At 69.0% G+C, this 19,511-nt stretch carries 21 protein-coding genes and 1 pseudogene; 10 read left to right on the plus strand and 12 right to left on the minus strand.

Annotated features, from left to right (window positions below; all coding sequences use genetic code 11):
- Positions 1–32 precede the first annotated feature (32 nt).
- From FBY35_RS02090 to FBY35_RS36835, 3 genes and pseudogenes are all read left to right on the plus strand, one after another.
- On the plus strand, positions 33–632 hold the full coding sequence (locus FBY35_RS02090; RefSeq protein WP_142212132.1) for a TetR/AcrR family transcriptional regulator: 600 nt from the start codon (positions 33–35) through the stop codon (positions 630–632).
- The gene (locus FBY35_RS02095) at positions 629–2,194 is read left to right on the plus strand and encodes a glycerol-3-phosphate dehydrogenase/oxidase (protein WP_142212133.1); all 1,566 of its coding nucleotides are present in this window, start codon (positions 629–631) and stop codon (positions 2,192–2,194) included. The genes FBY35_RS02090 and FBY35_RS02095 overlap by 4 nt, the downstream gene beginning before the upstream one ends.
- Positions 2,195–2,318: 124 nt before the next feature.
- Positions 2,319–2,393: pseudogene (locus FBY35_RS36835) on the plus strand (hypothetical protein); the annotation flags it as partial.
- Positions 2,394–2,549: 156 nt separating this feature from the next.
- On the opposite strand, the gene FBY35_RS02105 reads toward FBY35_RS36835, so the two are convergent.
- Positions 2,550–2,990 carry a MarR family winged helix-turn-helix transcriptional regulator gene (locus FBY35_RS02105; protein WP_142212134.1) on the minus strand — a complete coding sequence of 147 codons (441 nt, stop codon included), beginning with the start codon at positions 2,988–2,990 and terminating at the stop codon, positions 2,550–2,552.
- Positions 2,991–3,125: 135 nt separating this feature from the next.
- Between FBY35_RS02105 and FBY35_RS02110 the strand changes: the two genes are divergently transcribed.
- On the plus strand, positions 3,126–4,652 hold the full coding sequence (locus FBY35_RS02110; RefSeq protein WP_142212135.1) for an MFS transporter: 1,527 nt from the start codon (positions 3,126–3,128) through the stop codon (positions 4,650–4,652).
- 235 nt (positions 4,653–4,887) lie between these two features.
- A complete protein-coding gene (locus FBY35_RS02115; protein ID WP_260848471.1) occupies positions 4,888–5,538 on the plus strand; it encodes a TMEM175 family protein in 651 nt (216 codons plus the stop codon).
- A 37-nt stretch (positions 5,539–5,575) separates the two neighbouring features.
- Here the strand turns inward: FBY35_RS02115 and FBY35_RS02120 are convergent, their stop codons facing one another.
- Genes FBY35_RS02120 through FBY35_RS02130 form a run of 3 tightly spaced genes read right to left on the minus strand, consistent with a single transcriptional unit; the run spans position 5,576 to position 9,159 of the window.
- Complete coding sequence (locus tag FBY35_RS02120) at positions 5,576–7,885, minus strand: ABC transporter permease (RefSeq protein WP_142212136.1); 2,310 nt, start codon at positions 7,883–7,885, stop codon at positions 5,576–5,578.
- A 3-nt stretch (positions 7,886–7,888) separates the two neighbouring features.
- Positions 7,889–8,659, minus strand: coding sequence for an ABC transporter ATP-binding protein (locus FBY35_RS02125; RefSeq protein WP_142212137.1), 771 nt, complete (start codon positions 8,657–8,659; stop codon positions 7,889–7,891).
- Entirely contained in the window at positions 8,656–9,159 is a 504-nt protein-coding gene (locus FBY35_RS02130) for a PadR family transcriptional regulator (RefSeq protein ID WP_142212138.1), read from the minus strand. The genes FBY35_RS02125 and FBY35_RS02130 overlap by 4 nt, the downstream gene beginning before the upstream one ends.
- A 156-nt stretch (positions 9,160–9,315) precedes the next feature.
- Between FBY35_RS02130 and FBY35_RS02135 the strand changes: the two genes are divergently transcribed.
- The gene (locus FBY35_RS02135) at positions 9,316–10,581 is read left to right on the plus strand and encodes an ABC transporter substrate-binding protein (RefSeq protein WP_142212139.1); all 1,266 of its coding nucleotides are present in this window, start codon (positions 9,316–9,318) and stop codon (positions 10,579–10,581) included.
- A gap of 313 nt (positions 10,582–10,894) precedes the next feature.
- Positions 10,895–11,341: an ATP-binding protein gene (locus tag FBY35_RS02140; protein WP_160159199.1), complete on the plus strand. Its 447-nt coding sequence runs from the start codon at positions 10,895–10,897 to the stop codon at positions 11,339–11,341.
- A 69-nt stretch (positions 11,342–11,410) separates the two neighbouring features.
- On the opposite strand, the gene FBY35_RS02145 is transcribed toward FBY35_RS02140, so the two are convergent.
- The 4 genes from FBY35_RS02145 to FBY35_RS36330 all read right to left on the minus strand — a co-directional run bounded on the left by FBY35_RS02145 (position 11,411) and on the right by FBY35_RS36330 (position 13,987).
- Positions 11,411–12,160 carry a transporter substrate-binding domain-containing protein gene (locus tag FBY35_RS02145; RefSeq protein WP_260848472.1) on the minus strand — a complete coding sequence of 250 codons (750 nt, stop codon included), beginning with the start codon at positions 12,158–12,160 and terminating at the stop codon, positions 11,411–11,413.
- Positions 12,161–12,335: 175 nt separating this feature from the next.
- A complete protein-coding gene (locus FBY35_RS36840) occupies positions 12,336–13,082 on the minus strand; it encodes a hypothetical protein (protein WP_260848473.1) in 747 nt (248 codons plus the stop codon).
- On the minus strand, positions 13,079–13,525 hold the full coding sequence (locus FBY35_RS02150; protein WP_142212142.1) for a hypothetical protein: 447 nt from the start codon (positions 13,523–13,525) through the stop codon (positions 13,079–13,081). Before FBY35_RS02150 ends, FBY35_RS36840 begins: the two co-directional genes overlap by 4 nt.
- A gap of 303 nt (positions 13,526–13,828) precedes the next feature.
- Positions 13,829–13,987: a hypothetical protein gene (locus tag FBY35_RS36330; RefSeq protein WP_186357005.1), complete on the minus strand. Its 159-nt coding sequence runs from the start codon at positions 13,985–13,987 to the stop codon at positions 13,829–13,831.
- On the opposite strand from FBY35_RS36330, the gene FBY35_RS02160 reads away from it, so the two are divergent.
- Positions 13,986–14,273 (plus strand): sensor histidine kinase, encoded by a 288-nt coding sequence (locus FBY35_RS02160; protein ID WP_186357006.1) that lies wholly within the window; start codon positions 13,986–13,988, stop codon positions 14,271–14,273. The genes FBY35_RS36330 and FBY35_RS02160 overlap by 2 nt on opposite strands.
- A gap of 315 nt (positions 14,274–14,588) precedes the next feature.
- Entirely contained in the window at positions 14,589–15,815 is a 1,227-nt protein-coding gene (locus FBY35_RS02165) for a branched-chain amino acid ABC transporter substrate-binding protein (RefSeq protein WP_142212145.1), read from the plus strand.
- Between the two features lie 196 nt (positions 15,816–16,011).
- Here FBY35_RS02165 and FBY35_RS02170 read toward each other — a convergent pair whose 3' ends face one another.
- The 4 genes from FBY35_RS02170 to FBY35_RS02185 form a co-directional block, all read right to left on the minus strand.
- Positions 16,012–16,368: a GNAT family N-acetyltransferase gene (locus tag FBY35_RS02170; protein WP_260848474.1), complete on the minus strand. Its 357-nt coding sequence runs from the start codon at positions 16,366–16,368 to the stop codon at positions 16,012–16,014.
- A gap of 227 nt (positions 16,369–16,595) precedes the next feature.
- The gene (locus FBY35_RS02175) at positions 16,596–16,895 is read right to left on the minus strand and encodes a hypothetical protein (RefSeq protein WP_142212146.1); all 300 of its coding nucleotides are present in this window, start codon (positions 16,893–16,895) and stop codon (positions 16,596–16,598) included.
- Positions 16,892–17,521 (minus strand): RNA polymerase sigma factor, encoded by a 630-nt coding sequence (locus FBY35_RS02180; RefSeq protein WP_142212147.1) that lies wholly within the window; start codon positions 17,519–17,521, stop codon positions 16,892–16,894. The genes FBY35_RS02175 and FBY35_RS02180 overlap by 4 nt, the downstream gene beginning before the upstream one ends.
- The gene (locus FBY35_RS02185) at positions 17,518–19,089 is read right to left on the minus strand and encodes a sodium:solute symporter (RefSeq protein WP_142212148.1); all 1,572 of its coding nucleotides are present in this window, start codon (positions 19,087–19,089) and stop codon (positions 17,518–17,520) included. The genes FBY35_RS02180 and FBY35_RS02185 overlap by 4 nt, the downstream gene beginning before the upstream one ends.
- Positions 19,090–19,268: 179 nt before the next feature.
- Between FBY35_RS02185 and FBY35_RS02190 the strand changes: the two genes are divergently transcribed.
- Positions 19,269–19,484 carry a DUF3311 domain-containing protein gene (locus tag FBY35_RS02190; protein ID WP_142214846.1) on the plus strand — a complete coding sequence of 72 codons (216 nt, stop codon included), beginning with the start codon at positions 19,269–19,271 and terminating at the stop codon, positions 19,482–19,484.
- Positions 19,485–19,511 lie beyond the last annotated feature (27 nt).

The following is a 19,511-nucleotide window of genomic DNA, read 5'->3' on the forward strand; positions in this document are numbered from 1 at the left end:
GTGCGTCCGGCACTGGCATTACACTGTGACAGATGACGCCCATTCGTCACAACCAATCGGACACAGATGCCGTCCTCGACGCGGCACGCGACTGCGTCCTCGCCGTCGGCGTGCGCCGGACGACCCTCACGGACGTGGCCCGTCGTGCCGGGGTCTCCCGTATGACGCTCTACCGCCGTTGGCCGGATGTACGAACCCTGGTCGGCGACCTGATGACCCGGGAATGGATCGCGCTCGCCGTCGGCGCCATGCCGGACATCGACGCCGGCACACCGACGCGCACCCGCCTCGTCGACGGACTGGTCGCCGGTGTCAACGCCTTCCGCGCACACCCGCTCTTCCACAAGATCATCGACGTGGACCCCGAACTGCTCCTGCCCTACGTGCTCGACCGCCGCGGCGCCAGCCAGGACGCGCTGCTCGGACTCATCACCGGCGCCCTGGCCGAGGGCCACGCCGACGGATCCGTCCGCGCCATGCACCCCGGCCTGCAGGCCCGCTCCCTGCTGCTGGTCGTGCAGTCCTTCACGCTGTCGCTGCGCACGATGACCGAGGAGGCCGACCCCGAACTCACCGAGAGGTCCTTCCTCGGCGAACTGCGGACCCTTCTGGAGAGGACCCTCACACCATGAGCAGCCCGACCACCCTCGCGGCATCCTCACTCAACGCCGCACGCCGCAGCCGCGAACTCTCCGAACTCGCCGACGGCACACAGGTCGACGTCCTTGTCGTCGGCCTCGGAGCCACCGGCGCGGGAGCCGCCCTCGACGCCGCCACCCGCGGACTGACCGTCGCCGCGATCGACTCCCACGACCTCGCCTTCGGCACCTCCCGCTGGAGCTCCAAACTCATCCACGGCGGACTGCGCTACCTCGCCACCGGCCAGCTCGACGTCGCCCACGAAAGCGCCGTCGAACGCGGCATCCTCATGGAACGCACCGCCCCGCACCTGGTCCGCGCCCAGCCCTTCGTGCTGCCGCTCACCCCGCTCGTCTCCCGTGGTCAGGCCGCACTCGCCTGGGCCGGCTTCCGCGCCGGCGACCTGCTGCGCGCCTCGGCCCGCACCGCACGCGCCACCCTCCCCGCCCCCCGCACCCTCTCCGCGGTGGAGACGCGTCACATGGCCGCCGCGCTCCGGCCTGCCGGCCTGCGCGGCGGGCTGCTGTCCTGGGACGGCCAACTCACCGACGACGCCCGCCTGGTGACCGCGATCGCCCGTACCGCGGCCGCGCACGGCGCACGCATTCTCACCCGCACCCGCGCCCTCCAGCTCACTGGTTCCGGCGCCCGCGTCCGCGACGAGCTCACCGGCGAGGAACTGCTGATACGGGCGCGTACGGTGATCAACGCCGCAGGCGTATGGGCCGGCGGCCTCGTCGACGACATCCGCCTGCGGCCCTCCCGCGGAACGCATCTCGTCCTGCGCTCCGAAGATCTCGGCAGCCTCACCGCCGGCATGCACATCCCGATCCCCGGTGAGACCAACCGCTTCGTCCTCGTCCTGCCGCAGGGCGACGGCAGGGTGTACGTGGGGCTCACCGACGAACCCGTCGACGGCGACATCCCGGACGTACCCGAAGTTCCGGAGACCGACATCGGCTTCCTTCTCGACGTCCTCGGCTCCGCACTCGACGTCACGGTGACCCGGAACGACGTCATGGGTGCCTTCGCAGGACTGCGCCCCCTCCTCGACACCACGGGAGACTCCGCACGCACCGCCGACATCTCCCGCAAGCACGCGGTGCTGACCTCACCCGACGGTGTCGTCACGGTCGTCGGCGGCAAGCTCACCACCTACCGGCGCATGGCCCAGGACGCCGTCGACGCCGCCGTCACCGTACGCAACCTGGCCGCAGGCCCCAGCGGTACGGCCACCCTCCCGCTCGTCGGCGCCGCCGGCCCAGGTGCACTCGCAGCCCTCGACGCCCCCCGCCGCCTCGTCCGCCGGTACGGGAGCGAAGCCGGCCAGATCCACGCGCTCGGCCTCGCCGACCCCGCACTCGCCCGCCCCGTCATCCCCGGCCACCCCGTCACCGGCGCCGAACTCCGGTGGGCGGTACGCCACGAGGGAGCCCTCGACGAGTCCGACATCCTGGACCGCCGCACCCGCATCGGCCTGGTCCCGCACGACCGGGAGGAGGCACAGACCGCCGCCCGCGACGCGCTAGCGGCCGAGCCCGCTGAATTGCCGTAAGGAGGGCGACCACGGACGCCTGCGGTGGCGGCCTCGGGCTGTGCTGATCCACGCCGCCGCCGGCTCAGTCGGCACGCTCGCCGCCCAGTTCGCCCGACCGGCCGGGGCCGACCTGATCGTCGGCGTGGTCGGCAATCACATCAGGGCCGAGTACGCCGCCCAGTTCGGCCATGACCAGCTCCTGCTGCGCGAGGAATTCCCGGCCGAGCTCGGCGACGAGACGTTCGACGTGATCCTCGAACCGGTCGGCGGCCCGACTGCGGCGCCTCGCCGAGGGCACAACCCTCAGCAAGAGCATCCTGCGCGTCGCCTGAATACACGCCGAAAGCGCCGACGCGCACAGGCCGCGGGACCGTCAGGCATCCTTCGCCATCGTCAGTCGCAGGCGCTCCAGCAGGGCGTAGAGCGTCGCGCTCTCGGCTTCGTCCAGGGCATCGAGGGCGCCGTGCGTCTCCTGCATCTCCTCGCGAACGCGCCGGATGATCTCGCGGCCCGCGTCGGTTGCGACGACGTTCTTCACGCGACGGTCTGCCGGGTCGGCCTCACGGCGGACCAGCTCGCGGGCCTCCAGGCGGTCCACGATCCCGGTGACGTTCGACGCGTCGCAGACCAGCAGGGCGGCGAGGCCGCGCATCGGCAGCGGACCGTCGAGCTGGGCGAGGACCTTGGCCTGGGTGGAGGTGAGGCCGTGCTGGGCGGCGGTGGCCGCGAAATCGCGCCACTGGGCGGTGCCGATGGCGGCGAGCAGTTCCAGGAGCTGGAGCTTGGTGGGGGCCTGCGGGGTGGTGGCGCTCATGGCTCGAGCCTACTCAAGGTGCTTCATATTCTCAATTATTTACTTGACCCTCTTAACTATTGAGGACTACAGTCTGCGAAGTACTTGATGTCATCAAACATCTGCGCTCTGAAGCATTGAGAAGGTCCCACTCCCATGAGCACCGCCGCACCCTCGCCCGTCGCCGATGCCCGGCACAGGAACGAGACGGTCATCGTCTTCGCCCTGAGCCTTGCCGCGATGGTCGTGTCGATGATGCAGACCCTGCCGGTCCCGATCCTGGGACTGATCCGCAACGACCTCGGCACCTCGACAGCCAACGTCAGCTGGGTGACCACCGCCACCCTGCTGTCCGCCGCCGTTTTCACCCCGCTGCTCGGCCGCTTCGGCGACCAGCACGGCAAGAAGCCCACCCTGGTGGCCGTACTCGGCGTCATGGTCGCGGGCTCCGTCATCGCCGCGGTCGCGAGCTCGCTGCCGCTGCTGATCCTGGGCCGGGTGCTCCAGGGTGCCGCCACCGCGATCTTCCCGCTGGCCCTTTCCGTCCTGCGTGAAGAGGTCCGGCCGCAGAAGCTGCCCGGCGCCATGGCACTGGTCAGCGGCACGCTCGCGTTCGGGAGCGGACTCGCACTCGTCGCCACCGGTCTGCTCACCTCCGGCGACGGCGCCGACTACCGCAACGCCTTCTGGATGGCGACCGGCTTCGCGGTCCTCGCCCTGCTCGCCGTGGTCTTCCTGGTCCCCGCGACCCGGCACAAGACCGGCGGCCGCACCGACTTCCTCGGCGCGCTGACCCTCGGCCTCGCCCTGCTGCTGCTCCTGCTGCCCATCTCACAGGGCCATGAGTGGGGCTGGACCTCCGGCCGTACGCTGGGCAGCTTCGCCGGCGCGGCCGTCATGACCGCCGTCTGGGTGCTGGTCGAGCGCACGGTGCGCGAGCCGCTCGTCGACATGGGGATGTTCGTCCACCGCCCCGTCCTCATGGCCAACCTGGCCGGCATCTTCGTCGGCTTCGGCATGTTCGCGAACTTCCTCGGCGTCTCCTACCTCGTGCAGATGCCCGAGGCCCTGACCGGCTTCGGCTTCGACGCCTCCATCCTGCGCGCGTCCGTCCAGTTCCTGCTGCCCGGCGCGATCGTCTCGCTGCTCGCCTCGCCTGTCGGCGGCCAGTTGGTCCGCCACCGCGGCCCCCGGTTCGTGCTCGGCATGGCCGCAGCGTTCGGAGCCGTCGGCTTCGGCTGGCTGGCCCTCGACCACGCGCACACCTCCTCGGTGATCGGCGCCGGCCTCATCGTCGGCGCGGCCGTCAGCTTCGGCTACGCCGCCATGCCCGCCGTCATCATGGGGAGCGTTCCGCACCACCAGAGCGGCATCGCCAACGGCATCAACTCGATCTCCCGCTCCACCGGCAGCGCGATCGGCAGCGCCGTCGTCACCACGATCCTTGCCTCCAAGACCATCGACCACCTGCCGGCGGGTGTGCCGCCGCTGCCCGTCGAATCCGGGTTCACCCTCACCTTCGGCATCGGGGCCGTCGCCTTCGCGCTCGTCGCGGTGATCAGCTGGCTCGGCCTTCGCGGACAGCACGGCCCCCGGGTCGTCGAGGCCGGCAAGGCAATCGCGGCGAACGCGCCCAGTGCGCCCGCGACGGAGCAGGCGCCCGTGCCGGCCGACGCTCGCTGACCCCTGCCGCTTCCGGGGTGGGAGCCGGGCCCAGGTTCGGCCGCCACGGCGGCGGGGAGGGTGCCCCGCCGCCGCACGGGACATCGCCCGGTTCGGCGGGAAGACAATGCCCATCGCCTGGAACTGGGCTTCCCGGTGACACCCGATCAGCCCGAGGTCCCCCAGGAGCTGAGGCGCCACCCTGGGATTGATCAATCCGACTATTCCGGGGCATTCGACCCTAGAGTGAGGGGTTGTGATCGGCCACCAGCGAGTGCGGGACGAGGAGGGGGGCTCGGCCCGACTCCTCGCGCTGTCGGACGGCGTGTTCGCCATCGCGTTGACGCTGCTGGCACTGGACATCTCCGTGCCCGCCGGGCTGAACCCCGCCGGTTTCAGGCACGCGCTGGGGGATGTGACGCCCAACGTGTGGGCGTACGCCCTCAGCTTTCTGGTCATCGCGGCGTTCTGGCGGGGTCACCACCAGATCTTCCAGTACACAAGCGAGGTGGATGGAACGGTCATCAGGCTCGGGCTGCTGAGCCTGGGGCTGGTCGCCCTGATGCCCTTCCCCACCACCCTGCTGGCCGAGTACGGAGACCAGCCGCAGGCGGTGGCCGTGTACTGCGGAGCCGTCGCGGCCATGGGTGCCGCACAACTCGCGCTGACAGTCGCACTGTGGAAGCGCCCGTGGCTGTGCAGTGCGGCGCTGCCCGATCCCGTCGTACGCAACGATGTGATCGATCTGGCGTCGACGGTGCTGGTCTTCGCCGTCGCCGTGCCGCTCGCCTTCGTCTCCCCCACCGGCGCGAAGCTGTGGTGGGCGGTGCTGATCCCGGTCAAGTGGGTGACGGGCAGGCGCGGTAAGCGCCTGCGCGTGGCCGCCCAGCAGCCAGGCGCAACGTAGGGGGGAACAAGCCTCGAACAGCGGTCGCCCCACACGCTCACATGACATCGCTGAGCGTGTCCGCCAGCCTGCGCCGGGAGGCGCGCGCGGCCGGCAGGGCCGAGACCGCGATCGCCCCGGCGACGGCGGCTCCCCCGAGCAGGAGCAGCATGGCCGGGGAGGGTGGCTGAGCAACGCCCGCGCCGAGCCCGCTCGATCGCCCCTGCAGGTCGATCAGCCACGTCGACACGCGCACGCCCAGGAGAGTTCCTGTCAGGGCTGCTGCCGCCGCGATGAACCCTGTGCTTGTGACGATCACCGCGGTGATCTGGCGGGGGGTGAGCCCGATGGCTTTGAGAGCCAGAAGGTCGCGGCCGTGTTCGCGAAGTCCGGCGGCGATGACGGTGGACAGTTCCGCCAGACCGATGAAGGCGAGCACTCCGACGAGACCGATGATCACCCCGCGGGCGGCGGAGAGTTGGTCGGCGGGGTTGGTGTTCTTCCGGACCTCGAGACCGCCTTGGGAGGACTCGGCCAGGGCGGTGCTCACTTCATCGGGATCGGCCGCACGCGTCAGGACCAGGTTGTAGAACTCGGGCCGCAGTGAGGCGTCCCCCTCGCGGAGCGTGTCGACGGTCGTGGAGATCACCCGGCCGCCGTCCTGTGGCTCGATACTGCGGCCTACGATGTGGAGGACTTGCGGGCTGCTTCCGACGGTCATGCGGACCCAGTCCCCGACCTTCGCTCCCATGAGCTCAAGAAGCCCCTGGCCCGCCACGGCTTCGTCCGAGTTCTGGATGGTGCGGCCCTCGGCGATGGTGAAGGGGTAGGGGTGCTCCGGGGTGCCCAGGCCGCGGAGCGTGATCGTCCTGGTCTGGCCGGGGACCAGCGCCGCGACTTCGACGCCCGGGTAGGCCGCTGTGATGCCCGGTTGATCGGACAGCAGCCTGCGTGCCGTCGCATCGTCGATGCCCTCCGGCTTGGCGCGAAGTTCTGCGGCAAGCCCTACATCGTCGGGCCGGCTCTCAAAGCGGTCGAGAGTCGACCAGGCACCCAGGGCGATCGTGATCATCAGCAGCGGGAGCGCGAGCCGACCCACGGCCGCTGCTGCGCGCGCCGGGCGGTGGAAGGCGCCGCGCCAGCCGAGCACGAGTGCGGGCGGCGTTCTGAGCCGCAGAGCGAATCTGGCAGTTCTGGACAGCCGACGGCCGCTCTTGGTGGCTCCTCGGGCGATGGGAATGGGTGAGACGCGACCGGCACGCCAGGCGGCCAGGCCGGTCGCCGTTGCGATGACGAGAACCGCCCCGAGTGACGTGGCAAGGAGTCTCCAGGCGTGCTCGGGCAGGTCGCGCCACAGCACCATCGCGTCCCCGATGCGGCCGGGAATCCGGGGACCCAGCAACTCCGTGACGATCGCCCCGAAGGCAACTCCGACGACCGCGAAGGCCGCGTGCTCTACCAGGAACGCGCGTACGACCTGACCGGGTGTGAACCCGATGGCCTTCAGGACAGAGATGTCCCGCAGATGGCCGCGAACGCGGGTACTGATTGCTCCGGTCACCGCGAGAGCGGCAGCCAGCAATGCCCCCAGACCGAAGGAGCCGAGCAGCAGTCCCAGGAGGCGGTTGTCGCCTTCCGCTTCGGACCGCGCCTCGTCCCACGTGGAGACGCTGGCCACCTGGTCGGCACCGATCAACGTAACCGCCTGCTGCACGGCGAAATCGGTGTCCTGGGGATCGGCCAGCCGCAGTCCGACCGTCTGCCCGACCCGGCGGGTGTCGGGTTCGACCCGGTGAAGCTCCGAGGGCAGCAGCCAGGCGACACCGGGCCGCACCCCACGGACGAAGCGCGGTTCTGCGGTGTCGGCGACCCCCACAACGCGAAGAGTCGTGTATCTGCCGTCGCTGCCGCGGACCCGCAGGACGTCGCCGGCCTTGGCCCACAGTGCATCGGCGGCCGATCGCTCGAGCACGATGCCATTGGGAACGCCGGCTTCCAGCCAGTGTCCGGAGTCAACCAGTGGGCGAGCCGCCTTGGGGGGTTTGGTCGGGGCACCGCGCAGCTCCAGTGACACCCTCGTGCCCCGGCTCTCGGCGGTGGCCGCGGCGGTCGGGAAGGGCCCGGAGAAGGCGGCGACACCGTCGATGTCGGTCAGCCTCTGGGTGCGCTCGTTTGCCCGCGTGTGGATCCATACATGTGCGCCGGACGACTCGGTGAAGACGCGCTGCCACGGGTTGGCCGCATATTGCAGGAGCGCGCCCGCCAGCAGCAGGGAGGCGATGATCCCTGCGGTGGCCAGGACGATGAACAGTGCCTCGCCGCGGTTGGCCCGAAGGTCGGCCTGTGCCCACCGCACGGTGGCCCGCATCGGTCAACCCTTGATTCTCAAGATGTCGGCGACACTGCCCGGCACATGCTCGGGCCCGCCGAGCACCGCGTCGTCGACTACCTGACCGTCGAAGAAACTGATCACTCGGTCCGCCGTGCTGGCAGCCCTCGCGTCGTGGGTGACCAGCAGGATGGTTTGGCCGCGCTGATGGAAGCGGGTGAGCAGGCGCAGGACATCGCGGCCTCCCTTGCTGTCCAGGCTGCCGGTCGGCTCGTCGGCGAGGAGCAGGCGCGGGTGGTTGACCAGGGCACGAGCCAGCGCCACCCGCTGCTGCTCGCCTCCGGACAGCTCACCGGGCATGCTGCGCATCTTGCCTTCCAGGCTCAGCTCGGCGAGCAGTTCCTCGCAGCTTGCCCTCGCCTGCCGCGGGCTCTTGCCGGCCAGCAGTGCCGGGAGTTCGATGTTGTCGGCCACGGTCATGTTCGAGATCAGGTTGAAGAACTGGAAGACGATGCCGATGCTGCGCCGGCGCAGCACTGCCCAGCGAGCCTCGCTCAGCGAGTCGACCTGTCGGCCGTCCAGCCAGATTTGCCCGCTGTCCGGGCGGTCCAGGCCACCCAGCAAATGCAGGAGCGTGGATTTGCCGGCGCCGGAGGGTCCGGTGACGGCAACGAACTCGCCTGGCTCAATATGGAGATCGACGCCACGCACGGCTCGCGCCTCGGCGCCTTCCGCCTTGTACGTCTTGACCAGACCCTGCGCCTTCACCATCGGCTGAGGAACATCAGCAGCAGACGAGTCGTCGCGGCTCATTCCAGCTCCTCCTGACAGCGTTCCAGCCAGTCGAGGTCAGCCTGTAGGTGCAGCATGGCACCCTCGATCAGCAAATGCGAGACTCGCTTGTCACGGTCTTCCGAGGCTGCGAGCTTGGACAGGTCACGCATGGCATTCAGGCAGTAGCGACGCTGTTTGTTGATCAGCCCGATCTGGTCGGCGGCCCCCGTCTCACGGGCGAGCGCCAGCTTCATGAAGAAGTCGTCCCGCACCTTGGGCTCGGCCGGCTCCTCGAACCAGTCGGCCACTGCCTCTCGCCCGGCTTCGGTGAGCTCGTAGATGCGCTTGTTCGGCCGACGGGACTGGGCGACTTCCTGTCCCTGGATCAGACCTGCATTCTCCAGGCGACTGAGAGTGACATAAATCTGTCCGATGTTGGGCTGAGAGTAAGCTGCACCCATGAGCCTCTCAAGAGCTTGCTTGAGCTCATATCCATGAGCCGGCCCCTTGGACAAGAGCACCAGCAGGGCGAGACGCACTCCGCATCTTTCCCCTCGCCGCAGATCGCGGAGGCGATTGTGACTTCCTCCGGCTTTGCTTTCTTTCCTGCCAGCTCTACGATCCGTAATGGCTAACAGGTATGCATAGAGCATACGCCGGGAGAGCGACGAACGCGCCGTACGAAGGAGGCGTCTATGCGGTGGGCGCGAGCCGCTGCTGGAGGGCTCACCGTCACGGCCCTGCTCCTCGCAGGCTGCACGGGGGACGGGGGCAGCGCGCAACGGCCCTCTGAGACCGGTCCGATGACATTCGTGACTGGCGGTGACCTGACAGATTACCTGCGCAACGTGCTGAGCGAATGGAACCGCACGCATCCTGCCGAGAAGGTGAAGGTCATCGAGCTGCCGGAAGCTGCGGACGAGGTGCGCGCACAAATGGCGACCGGCTTGCGTTCGGGCAGCGGCCGATTCGACGTGCTCAACATCGACGTCACGTGGACCTCGGAATTCGCCGCCGCCGGCTGGATCAGCCCGCTCGACGCCGAACGGTTCCCGCTGGACGATTTCCTGCCTCCCGTTGTGGACACCGCCACCTTCCAGGGGGAGCTCTATGCCGTCCCCTACGTCACCAATGCGGGGCTGCTCTACTACCGCAAGGATCTACTCCAGCGAGAGGGCCGGCAGCCACCGCGCACCTGGCGCGAACTCGAGAGTGAGGCGAAGTCGATCGCGCCGAAATACGGCCTTCACGGCTACGCCGGCCAATACCTTCCCTATGAAGGGCTCACCGTCAACATCGCAGAAGTCATCCAGTCCGCCGGGGGCCAGGTCCTCAGCGACGAGGGAACCCGGGTCACCGTCGACTCCCCCGCCGCCCGCGAAGGCCTGGACTTCCTCGCCCGCGGTGTTCGCGACGGCTGGATACCGAGGGACGCCCTCACCTTCAAGGAAGAAGAATCCCGGCGCGCCTTCCAGAATGGCGACCTGCTCTTCCTGCGCAACTGGCCATACGTGTACGACCTGGCCAACGAGAAAGGCTCCGAGATCGCCGGCAAGGTCGGCGCCATCCCGCTGCCCGGACCGAACGGCCAGGGCTCGAGCGTCCTCGGAGGCTCCAATCTCGCCGTCAACGCCGGCTCACGACATCAGAAGTCGGCAAACGAGCTGATCGCCTACCTCACCAGCGAGCGCGTCCAGCGCCAGGTGCTCACCCAGGGGTCACTGCCACCCGTGCGGGCTGCCCTGTACTCGGACCCCGCCCTGGTGCGCAGGTTCCCGTACCTGCCGACGCTCAAGCAGAGCGTCCTGACAGCCAAACCCCGCCCCAAGAGTCCGCGCTACGAGCAGGTGAGTCTGGCCGTCCAGGCAGTCGCACACGATGCCCTTGCAGGGCGCCAGACCTCCGACGCAGCCGTCGCCCGCCTGGCACGAGAGCTGCAGGCCATCGTCCGCCGCGGCTGAGCCCGGGCTCCGGCGGCACACTCCGTCCCGCCGACAGCGCGGACCGTTACAGTGCCCGACATTGCCGGACATAACACCGTGATCCTTCCTGTGAGGCCATTGACACACCCCCCGCACCCCTACTTAACATGTATGCATAACTCCAGCTGTCGGCGAAAAGGTGGCTCTCCACCGCCGACCCACGGCCTCAGCCTCGCTCCCTCTCCGCGGGACATCAGGTCGACCGCAGTCCATCTCTCCAGTCCGACACAAGTCAGGACGGTCACTGGCAATGTATACAACCCAGGTTCAAAGTGGCCGCGCAGACGGTGCGATGGCACCTGAACCCCTGATCCAGGCCCTCGGCGCCCCCCGGTTCCGCTACGAAATGACGTTCCGGACCGACGCGTATTCGGTCCCCGCCACCCGTCGCGCGGCCAAAGCCATCCTCGTCGGGGGCACTCCGGACATGGAGGATGACTGCCTCGACCGCGCGCTGCTGATCATCACCGAACTGGTGGCCAACACCGTCAAGCACGCCGCCCGGCGCTCCCCCCGCGCCGAGCTGACGCTGGTGACCGACGACCGCTCTCTGACGATCGCCGTCCACGACACCGACCCGGGCCTTCCACGTGTGCTGCCCCCCTCGCACCCCGATGACACCGGCGGGCGGGGCCTGCGGCTGGTCCACGACCTCGCTTCCGAGGTCGATGGCACCCTCGAGGTGCGCTCCGATCCCGATCGGCGGGGCAAGGCCGTGCGGGTCTCGCTGCCTCTGTGACCCGCCTGTTCTCGCAAGCCCCTGTCGTACCGAATGCGGTGGCGGCTGCGTGGGGACGCCGAGCGTCCCTCAAGGACTCGGCTTGTCACGGCAGGAACGGGCGTCGATCGAAGAGTCGCTCGGCTTATGGGTGCTGATCCAGCCGGGGTCCGCGATGGGCAACGCGGGCAGCGAGGTCACGATGTCCCCCGTCCACTCGCTGGTGCCCACGAACTCCTTCAGCCAGCCGGCCAGTCTCCGGCAGTCCGCGCGATGCCCCTTGGGCAAGCCGATTCCGTAGAGCTGAGGCCCCCCGATGGTGACCCCCGGGAGGACGCGCAGGCCGTCAGCAGCGTGCTGTTGAGCGAATCCGTAAAGGATTGCCTGGTCGGTCGAGACAGCGGCGACCTGACCACCCACCAGAGCCTCGATGCAGTCGGAGGCGTCGTCGAGGACCTGCACGACCACACCCATTCCTTTGAGGTTGGCCAGCGCCTCCTGCGAGGTGGTGCCGTCCCAGGTGCAGACCCGCTTACCTCGTAGATCCTCGATTTTTGTGATGTCCCAGCCGTCAGGGCCCACGAGGAAGCCCTGACGAGTCTTGAAATAGGGACCGACGAAATCAATCTTGCGCATCCGTTCCGGCGTGATGGAGAACGATGCGATCACCATGTCCGCCGTTCCGCCCTCCAGTTGAGCGATGCGGTCCCCCGACGAAACATCGACCGGCTCACTGAACGGGACCCCCAATTCCTCCTTCACACGCTTGAAGAGCAGATAGTCCACGCCTGAACGGTCATAATTCTTGGTGTAGGAGATCCCCGGCAGATCGTTGTGCATCGCAACGGTGACTCTCCTGACGCCAAGGAACTGTGGGTCGTCGCCCGACAGCAGGCCGCAGGCCGTCAGAGCAGTGGTGATTGCGATGGCAAGCGCGGCCCTGCCGCAGGCTGATGACCGTCGCGGCGGTCGGCAACCCGGCCGCGTGGGTGGTGTGCGATTGATGGTCTCCCCCTCAGTCGTGGAACGCCGCACTGGCGACGGAAACAGCAAGCAGACAGCCCTCTTCTGCCGACAGGGCGACCTGGACGCGAACCGCGGTGCGTGAGCCCCCGAGGCGGAGTTCGACGGGCGTCCCCGCGTGCACCCCGTCGACCCGGCCGGACTTGCTTCCCCCGACGAGTTGCAGCGCAATTTCGCTCTCGGGGGTGCAGGACTGCTCGCGCGGAGCGGCATCCTCAACCGCCAGCGTCAGACGGAGCCAGGAGCGTTGCGCGTCGCCGTCCACGACGATCTGCGCGGCGGACGTGCGCGTCATCGGACCCGGGGGCGACAGATGCGTGCGTCCGGTGACGTCGATCTCGCCGTGCTCGGCGAGATGGTCCATTCCCACCAGACCCAGGACCGAGAGAAGCAGGGCGGAGCCTTGCATGAGCGCACGCGGTACGGGCGAGCGGCTCTCGCCCCCCACGCCCACGACCCGGCAGAAGGAGAGCCCCACGGCGAGGCCGATCGCAGCGTACACCCAGGCGAACTGACGAGTCGGTCCGGGCGGCCCCATGATCAGCGCTGTGGCGCCCAGTGCCAGTACGAGAAAGAAGGGTGGCCAGTTCCAGCCGCTCCAGCGCTTGGCCGTGCCGGAGAACTCGGTCACATCACCGGCGAAGAGGCTGAGCACCACCCGGCCGACCTTGCCGATCGTCAGCGATCCGGAGCCTGTTGAGTCCACATGGTAGGTGTCGGTGGAGCGAGGAGGAGTCACCGACGGGCTCCACCGTCAGGGCGGCGTCCGATGTGGAACTCAGCGTGGGTGATCTGGCCGATCGCCGGTGAGTTCTCACCATGGGACGTCACGGTGATGGTGTCACCGGGCCGGTTCGACTCCATGGTGCGTCGTACGTGGGTGAGCAGGGCTTCGCCCGTCAGCGAACCGCCCGCCAGCCACCGTCCGATCGCCGCCTCCAGTACCAGCCGGTCCTCTTCCGTCAGTTGGGCGACGGCTTCGACTGCAGCTGTTTCCTCAGGGCTCACCGCCGAGTTGTCGGCCTGCCTGCGCAGCAGTCCGCCGAGGAGGTGGCGTCCGCGCTCCACGGCACTGTCCGCGAGCCGGTTCTGCGCCGACTGGGCCAGCGTGCCCGCGAACCCCACCGCTGCCGCGCTCAGGAACGGGGTAACGGCGGCTGCAGCCGCAAGCAGATCAGACATGCATTCCCCATCCTCGGCAGCACTCGCAAAGGCCGCGCTCGTAGGCCTCACTCGGCGGGACCTCACTCGGACCGCTTTGCCCTCGTTCAACTGGCTTTGAGGCTACGGAAAGCGATGGCACCGCAGGCCGGATGCAATCTTCTGGCGTCTTTTCTCCGAAGTTGCCGGCTGCGAGTCCGAGTGTGTCCTGATCGGCGGGAAAGGCCGCGCCAGGAGTGGCGGGAGGGACCCATGGGATCAGCGGGCCAACACGTTGAGCGAACCACCAGCCAACTCACAACCTCCCAGGCCGTGGCGGAGCGCTCATCGCCGGCTCCCGGGCTCGGGCACCAGCACCGGCTCGGGGCGAGGCTCCCGGTCCGTGTCCTCGACGCCGATGCGGGGCAGCCGATGGTCGAGCCAGCGGGGCAGCCACCAACTCGCGTGCCCCATCAGCGCCATGGCCGCGGGCACCAGCACCATGCGGACGATCGTCGTGTCGAGGGCGGGTCTGGATGTCTCGGTGACCGGCGGTGTCGAGGCTGCTCTCCCGGCCCGCGTGGAGCTGTCGGCATACCGCATCGTCCAGGAGGCACTGACCAATGTGCTCAAGCACAGCGGACCGCGGACCCACACCGAGGTGCGCCTGAGCTGCGACAGTGGCAGCCTCACCATCGAGGTGCTCGACGACGGTCTCGGAACCGCGGTCCACTCCGTGTCGGCCGACGGCCAGGGCGGTGGGCTCTCCGCGACCGCATCCAGATCGTGATCTTCGCCTACGAGAGCGGACTCGTCGAAGGCGGGCGACCACGACATCGGTCACTGAGCCAACCGTCCCGCGGCTTGCAGCCATTCCGCCTGTCGACATCCCCGAGGACGCTCCACCGCCGCATCGTGACCGCCGAAGCGGCCCGATGAGGGGAAGTCCTCCTCCTCAGGAGCGCCATCACAAGAGAATCACAGCGGTTCGTCCCCCCTGCTCACTGCGGTGGACGCCATCTAGAGTCACGCCAGCCGCCGCGCCAGAGGACCGACCTTCGGTCCCGACCGCGCGGTCAAGCGCCTCGAAGGGGAAGGACCGATCGTGCGCAACCGTTCTCTCATAGCTGTCACCGCCGCGCTCGCCGCCGGAGCACTCTCGCTCACAGCGTGCGGCTCCCGCGACACAGGCAAGGCCAACGACGCCGCCGGCGACGGTTCCACCGTCGTCACCATCGGTTTCGACGCGCCGTTGACCGGGGAGCTCTCCGCTCTCGGCCTCGGCATGAAGAACTCGGTCGACCTCGCCGTCAAGCAGGCCAACAAGAACAAGGAGGTGCCCGGCGTCACCTTCAAGGTCGAGTCTCTCGACGACCAGGCACAGCCCTCCTCCGGCCAGCAGAACGCCACCAAGCTCGTCGCCGACAAGAGCGTCCTCGGAGTCGTCGGCCCGCTGAACTCTTCGGTGGCCCAGTCCATGCAGAAGGTCTTCGACGCAGCCCAGGTGGTCGAGGTCTCGGTCAACACCAACCCCGCCCTCACCCAGGGTGACAAGTGGGACACGGGGAAGAAGGTCCGGCCGTTCAAGACGTACTTCCGGACCGCGACCACGGACGCCATCCAGGGCCCGTTCGCCGCCGAGTACCTGTACAACACGGCCAAGAAGAAGAAGGTCTTCGTCGTCGACGACAAGAAGACCTACGGCGCCGGCCTGGCCGCGACCTTCTCCGCCCACTTCAAGAAGCTCGGCGGCACGGTCGTCGGAACCGAGCACGTCAACCCGGAAGCCAAGGACTTCGGCTCCGTGGCCACCCAGATCAAGAACTCGGGCGCGGACGTCGTCTACTACGGCGGTGAGTACCCGGTGGCCGGCCCGCTCAGCGCGCAGGTCAAGAAGTCGGGCGCCACGATCCCGCTCATCGGCGGCGACGCGATCTACAGCGACGAGTACCTCAAGCTCACCGGCGCCCGCGGCGACGGCGACCTGGCCACCTCGGTCGGCGCGCCCGTCGAGGACCTGCCCTCCGCCAAGAAGTTCATCGAGGACTACAAGGCAGTCGGCTACAAGGAGGCGTACGGAGCCTACGGTGGCTTCTCCTACGACTCGGCCTGGGCGATCATCCAGGCGGTGAAGGCCGTGGCCAAGGACGGCAAGCTGCCCTCCGACGCCCGCGCCAAGGTCACCGAGGCCCTGCAGAAGGTCTCCTTCGACGGAGTCATGGGCAAGGTCTCCTTCGACGAATACGGCGACGCCACCAACAAGCAGCTCACCGTCTACCAGGTCACGGGCGGTGCCTGGAAGGCGGAGACCACCGGTACGTTCGGGGGCTGACGGACCGGGCCAGTCGCCCATCGTCACGCCGCGGTCCGGCTGCGACTTCAGGTCTGGGCCGCCCGGTGATGAGCCACCGCAGCGGTGTTGCGAGGCCGGGCTGCTCCTTCTGTTACGGGGGGAGCAGCCCGGCCTCGCCGCTGCTCCGTCCCTACGTGGGTCACCACCCGCCCCGGTCGAAACTCAGCCTGCAACCCTAGGATCGCGCGGGCTGGTTGGCGATCAGAAGGGTGCTGCCGGCAGGGCGGAAGCCCAGGCGTGCGTAGACGCGGGCGACGGCGTCGTCCGCATAAGCGAGGAAGACGGTGCTCAACCCATGGTCGCGAGCGTGGGTGACCAGGGCCGTGGTGACCGCGGCGGCCAGGCCCTGGCGGCGGGCGACGGGAAGCGTGCCGATGCCACCGATCTCATTGGTGCCGTTCGCCGGGTGATACTGGCCGACGGCCAGCGGGGTGCCGTCAGAGGCGAACGCAGCGATGAGCGTTTTGTGCCCGGCACGGATCGTGAGGCGGACCGCCCGAACGGTGCCGTCCTCGGTCAGCTCCTCGGCCACCGCCGACAGCTCCGTACGGCCCGCCGCACCTCCTTCCGCACGAACAGACGCAGCGGACCGAACTCTTCGGCGTCGGAGAACAGCTCGGCACGGTGGCGTAGTACTGCTCGATACGGTCACGCAGCAAGTCGCTCATGCGGCGCATCCCACCACGGGACGCTGTGCATCGCATCCGGGATTTCCGCCGGAGCAGTCCGCTGCGCCATCGGCCCTTGCGCGCTACACGTTCATGGGCTGACGATCGGCGTCGTCGTGGGTGCTGAGGCGACCGGGCTGTGCGCGCCGGTGAAGATCGCTCCGGAGCCGGAGGGCGCTTGGTTGAGGACCCAGAGTCCGATCAGTACGGCGAGGGCGAAGACCACCGTGATGAGGACCGCGAGGACCAGGCGGCGCCTGCGTTCTCGGCGCAGCCAGTCACCGCGGGCGCTGCGATAGGCGTCGGGGGCGGGTTGCACCTGGTGGGCGAGGGCTTCAAGGGCCTCGCGGAGTTGCCTTTCGGTGCCGGGGGCGCCTGGAGTGGTGCTCATCGCCGTGCCTCCATTGCCTGGGTGAGAGCGGCGAGGCCGCGCGCAGTGTGCGTCTTGACCGATCCTGCCGAAATGCCCATCGCCGCGGCTATCTCGCTTTCCTTGAGGCCGAGCCAGTGGCGCAGCACGAGGGCTTCGCGCTGCCGGGTGGGCAGTTGCTGGAGGGCGCCCACCAGCACCCGCTGATCGTCACGGAGCAGGGCCGAGCTCTCGGCCGAGGCGACCGGCTCGGCGGGGGAGACCTCGGCGTGCCGGCGGACCACCTGGAGATGGCGTATGCGCATGCGCGTCAGATTGCAGACGGTGGAGCGCAGATACGCCTCCGCGGACTCGGCATCCCGAAGTTTCCGCCACTTCCGGTAGATCTGGTAGTAGGCCTCGGCCACGACGTTCTCGGGGTCGTCGGCGCCCAGCAGCACGGCGAGGCGGAGCATCGCGGCATAGTGCTGGTCGAAGAGCCGGGCGACGACCGCCTCCCGCTCCTGTCCGACCGGGTCGGCCGAGACCGGCACAGGAGCCGGTGAGGCCGTCCGCCCCGGCTGGGCCGTGTCGTCGGCCGCGCCGCCGTTTACGACCGGCTGCCCCGCAGGCTGCGGGACAGCCGTGGTTCTGATCGTGCGTCTCATGAGTTGTTCGCTCCCGTCCCGGGCCGGTGCCCGGCGCTCAGGCCAGAAGGCAGTGCGGTGGAGTCAGTGCCCCGGGGAATGCCCATCCGGTCCAGTACCACGGTGCCGGTCAGCGCGATCACCAGGTTGATGAACAGAGCGGCCAGTCCCGCGTAGATCTCCGGGAGATGGCCGGACAGGCCGGGCAGGCCAAGTGCTACGACGGGCGAGAAGCCCTCTCGTACGACCATGACCGTGCCGAACACCATCCCGGCGGCCCATCCGGCGAGCAGTGCCCGGTGGTGCAGCCGGCGGGTGAACAGTCCGATGGCCACCGCGGGGAAGATCTGGAGGATCCAGACGCCACCGAGGAGCTGGAGGTTGATGGCGTCCTGGTCCCGCAGCCCGAAGACGAAGGCGACGGCTCCCGCCTTCGCGGTGAGGGAGACGGTCTTGGCGATCCGTACCTGCCGCTTGGGGGTGGCCGTGGGGTGGAAGTACTCGGTGTACACATTGCGTACGAACGAGGTCGCGGCCGCGATCGACATGACGGCGGCCGGGACCAGCGCCCCTACGGTGATCGCGCCGAAGACCAGACCCGCCAGGGGCGATGGCATCAGGCGGTCCACCAGGATGGGGACAGCGGCCTCGGCGCCGCCCTCGGGGGCCTCGACGCCCGAGGCGAGCGCCGCAATGCCGAGCAGCCCGAACAGTGCGAGCACCGCGGTCCAGGCAGGCAGGGCTACGGCGACGCGGCGCAGGACGCGGGGGCCGGAGGCGGCGAAGGCGGCGGTGAGGACGTGTGGGTACATCAGCAGGGCAAGCGCTGAACCCAGGGCCAGGGTGGCGAAGGCCGGCTGCTGGTCCGGTGAGAGGACGAGGGAGGCGTGCCCGGCGTCCGGCCCGGAGAGCCGTCGGGCGGCCTGGTCGAAGACGGCACCGGGCCCGCCGAGGCGGGCCAGGACGAGCCAGCTGACGGCGAGCACCGAGCAGAAGACCGCCACGCCCTTGAGCGCCGATATGACGGTGGGCGCGCGCAGACCGTGCCGGTAGGTGGCGACCGCGAGACCGGCGAAGATCGCGGCCATTGCCAGGTCGCCGGTGGCGGCACTCGGGGAGAGCCCGCCCGCGGTGAGTATGGCGCGGATGCCCAGTAGCTGCAGGGCGAGGTAGGGCATGGTGGCGAGGATGCCAGTGAGCGCGACCACCAGTGCCAGCGGCGCAGAACCGTAGCGTCCGCGTACGAAGTCGGCTGCGGTGACGTAGCCGTGGTCCCTCGCCGCGCTCCACATCCGGGGCAGCAGCACGAAAGCGAGCGGGCAGACGATCACGGTGTAGGGCAGGGCGAAGAAGGCGGGTGCCCCGTTGCCGTAGATGAGGCCGGGTACGGCGGCGAAGGTGTAGGCGGTGAAGATGGTGCCGCCCAGCAGCAACCAGGTCCAGACGGTGCCGAGACTCCGGTCGGCCAGCGCCCAGCCTTCCAGGGAGGGCAGGTCGTCGTTGGCGTGGAGGCGGCGGGCGGTGACGGCGAGCAGGGACGCACCGCCGATGACGGCGAGGAACGCCGCGGCCATGGGGCCATCGGTCATCGGTCACCGTCCTTGTGTCCTCGGGGGTGCGCGACCCCTGTCGCATACGAGTTGCGCTGGGGGCCTGCTGCGATGACAGGACTCCCCGGGAAATCTCCTGGAAATCTGCTGTCAACCGAATCGCGGACGTCGGCAACTCTTGCACAGACCGACAGGAACGAGGAAGCGCTGTGGTACGGATCGCCCTCACACACCACGTCCGGCGCCGGATCGCGGCCGGCGTCTGCCTCGCCGCTCCCGTGGTCGCCCTGCTCTGGGTGCCCTGGTACGCGCAGGGCCGGCCGCAGCTGGCTGGGGTGCCGTTCTTCTACTGGTACCAACTCGCGTGGGTGCCGGGGTGCAGCCTCGCCCTCCTCGGGGCGTATCTGCTGACCCGGCGTGGGCCCAAGCCCTGACGCCTTCCGCGTTCTCCTTCACCTTCG

It is taken from the genome of Streptomyces sp. SLBN-118, assembly GCF_006715635.1.
Lineage (GTDB): Bacteria > Actinomycetota > Actinomycetes > Streptomycetales > Streptomycetaceae > Streptomyces.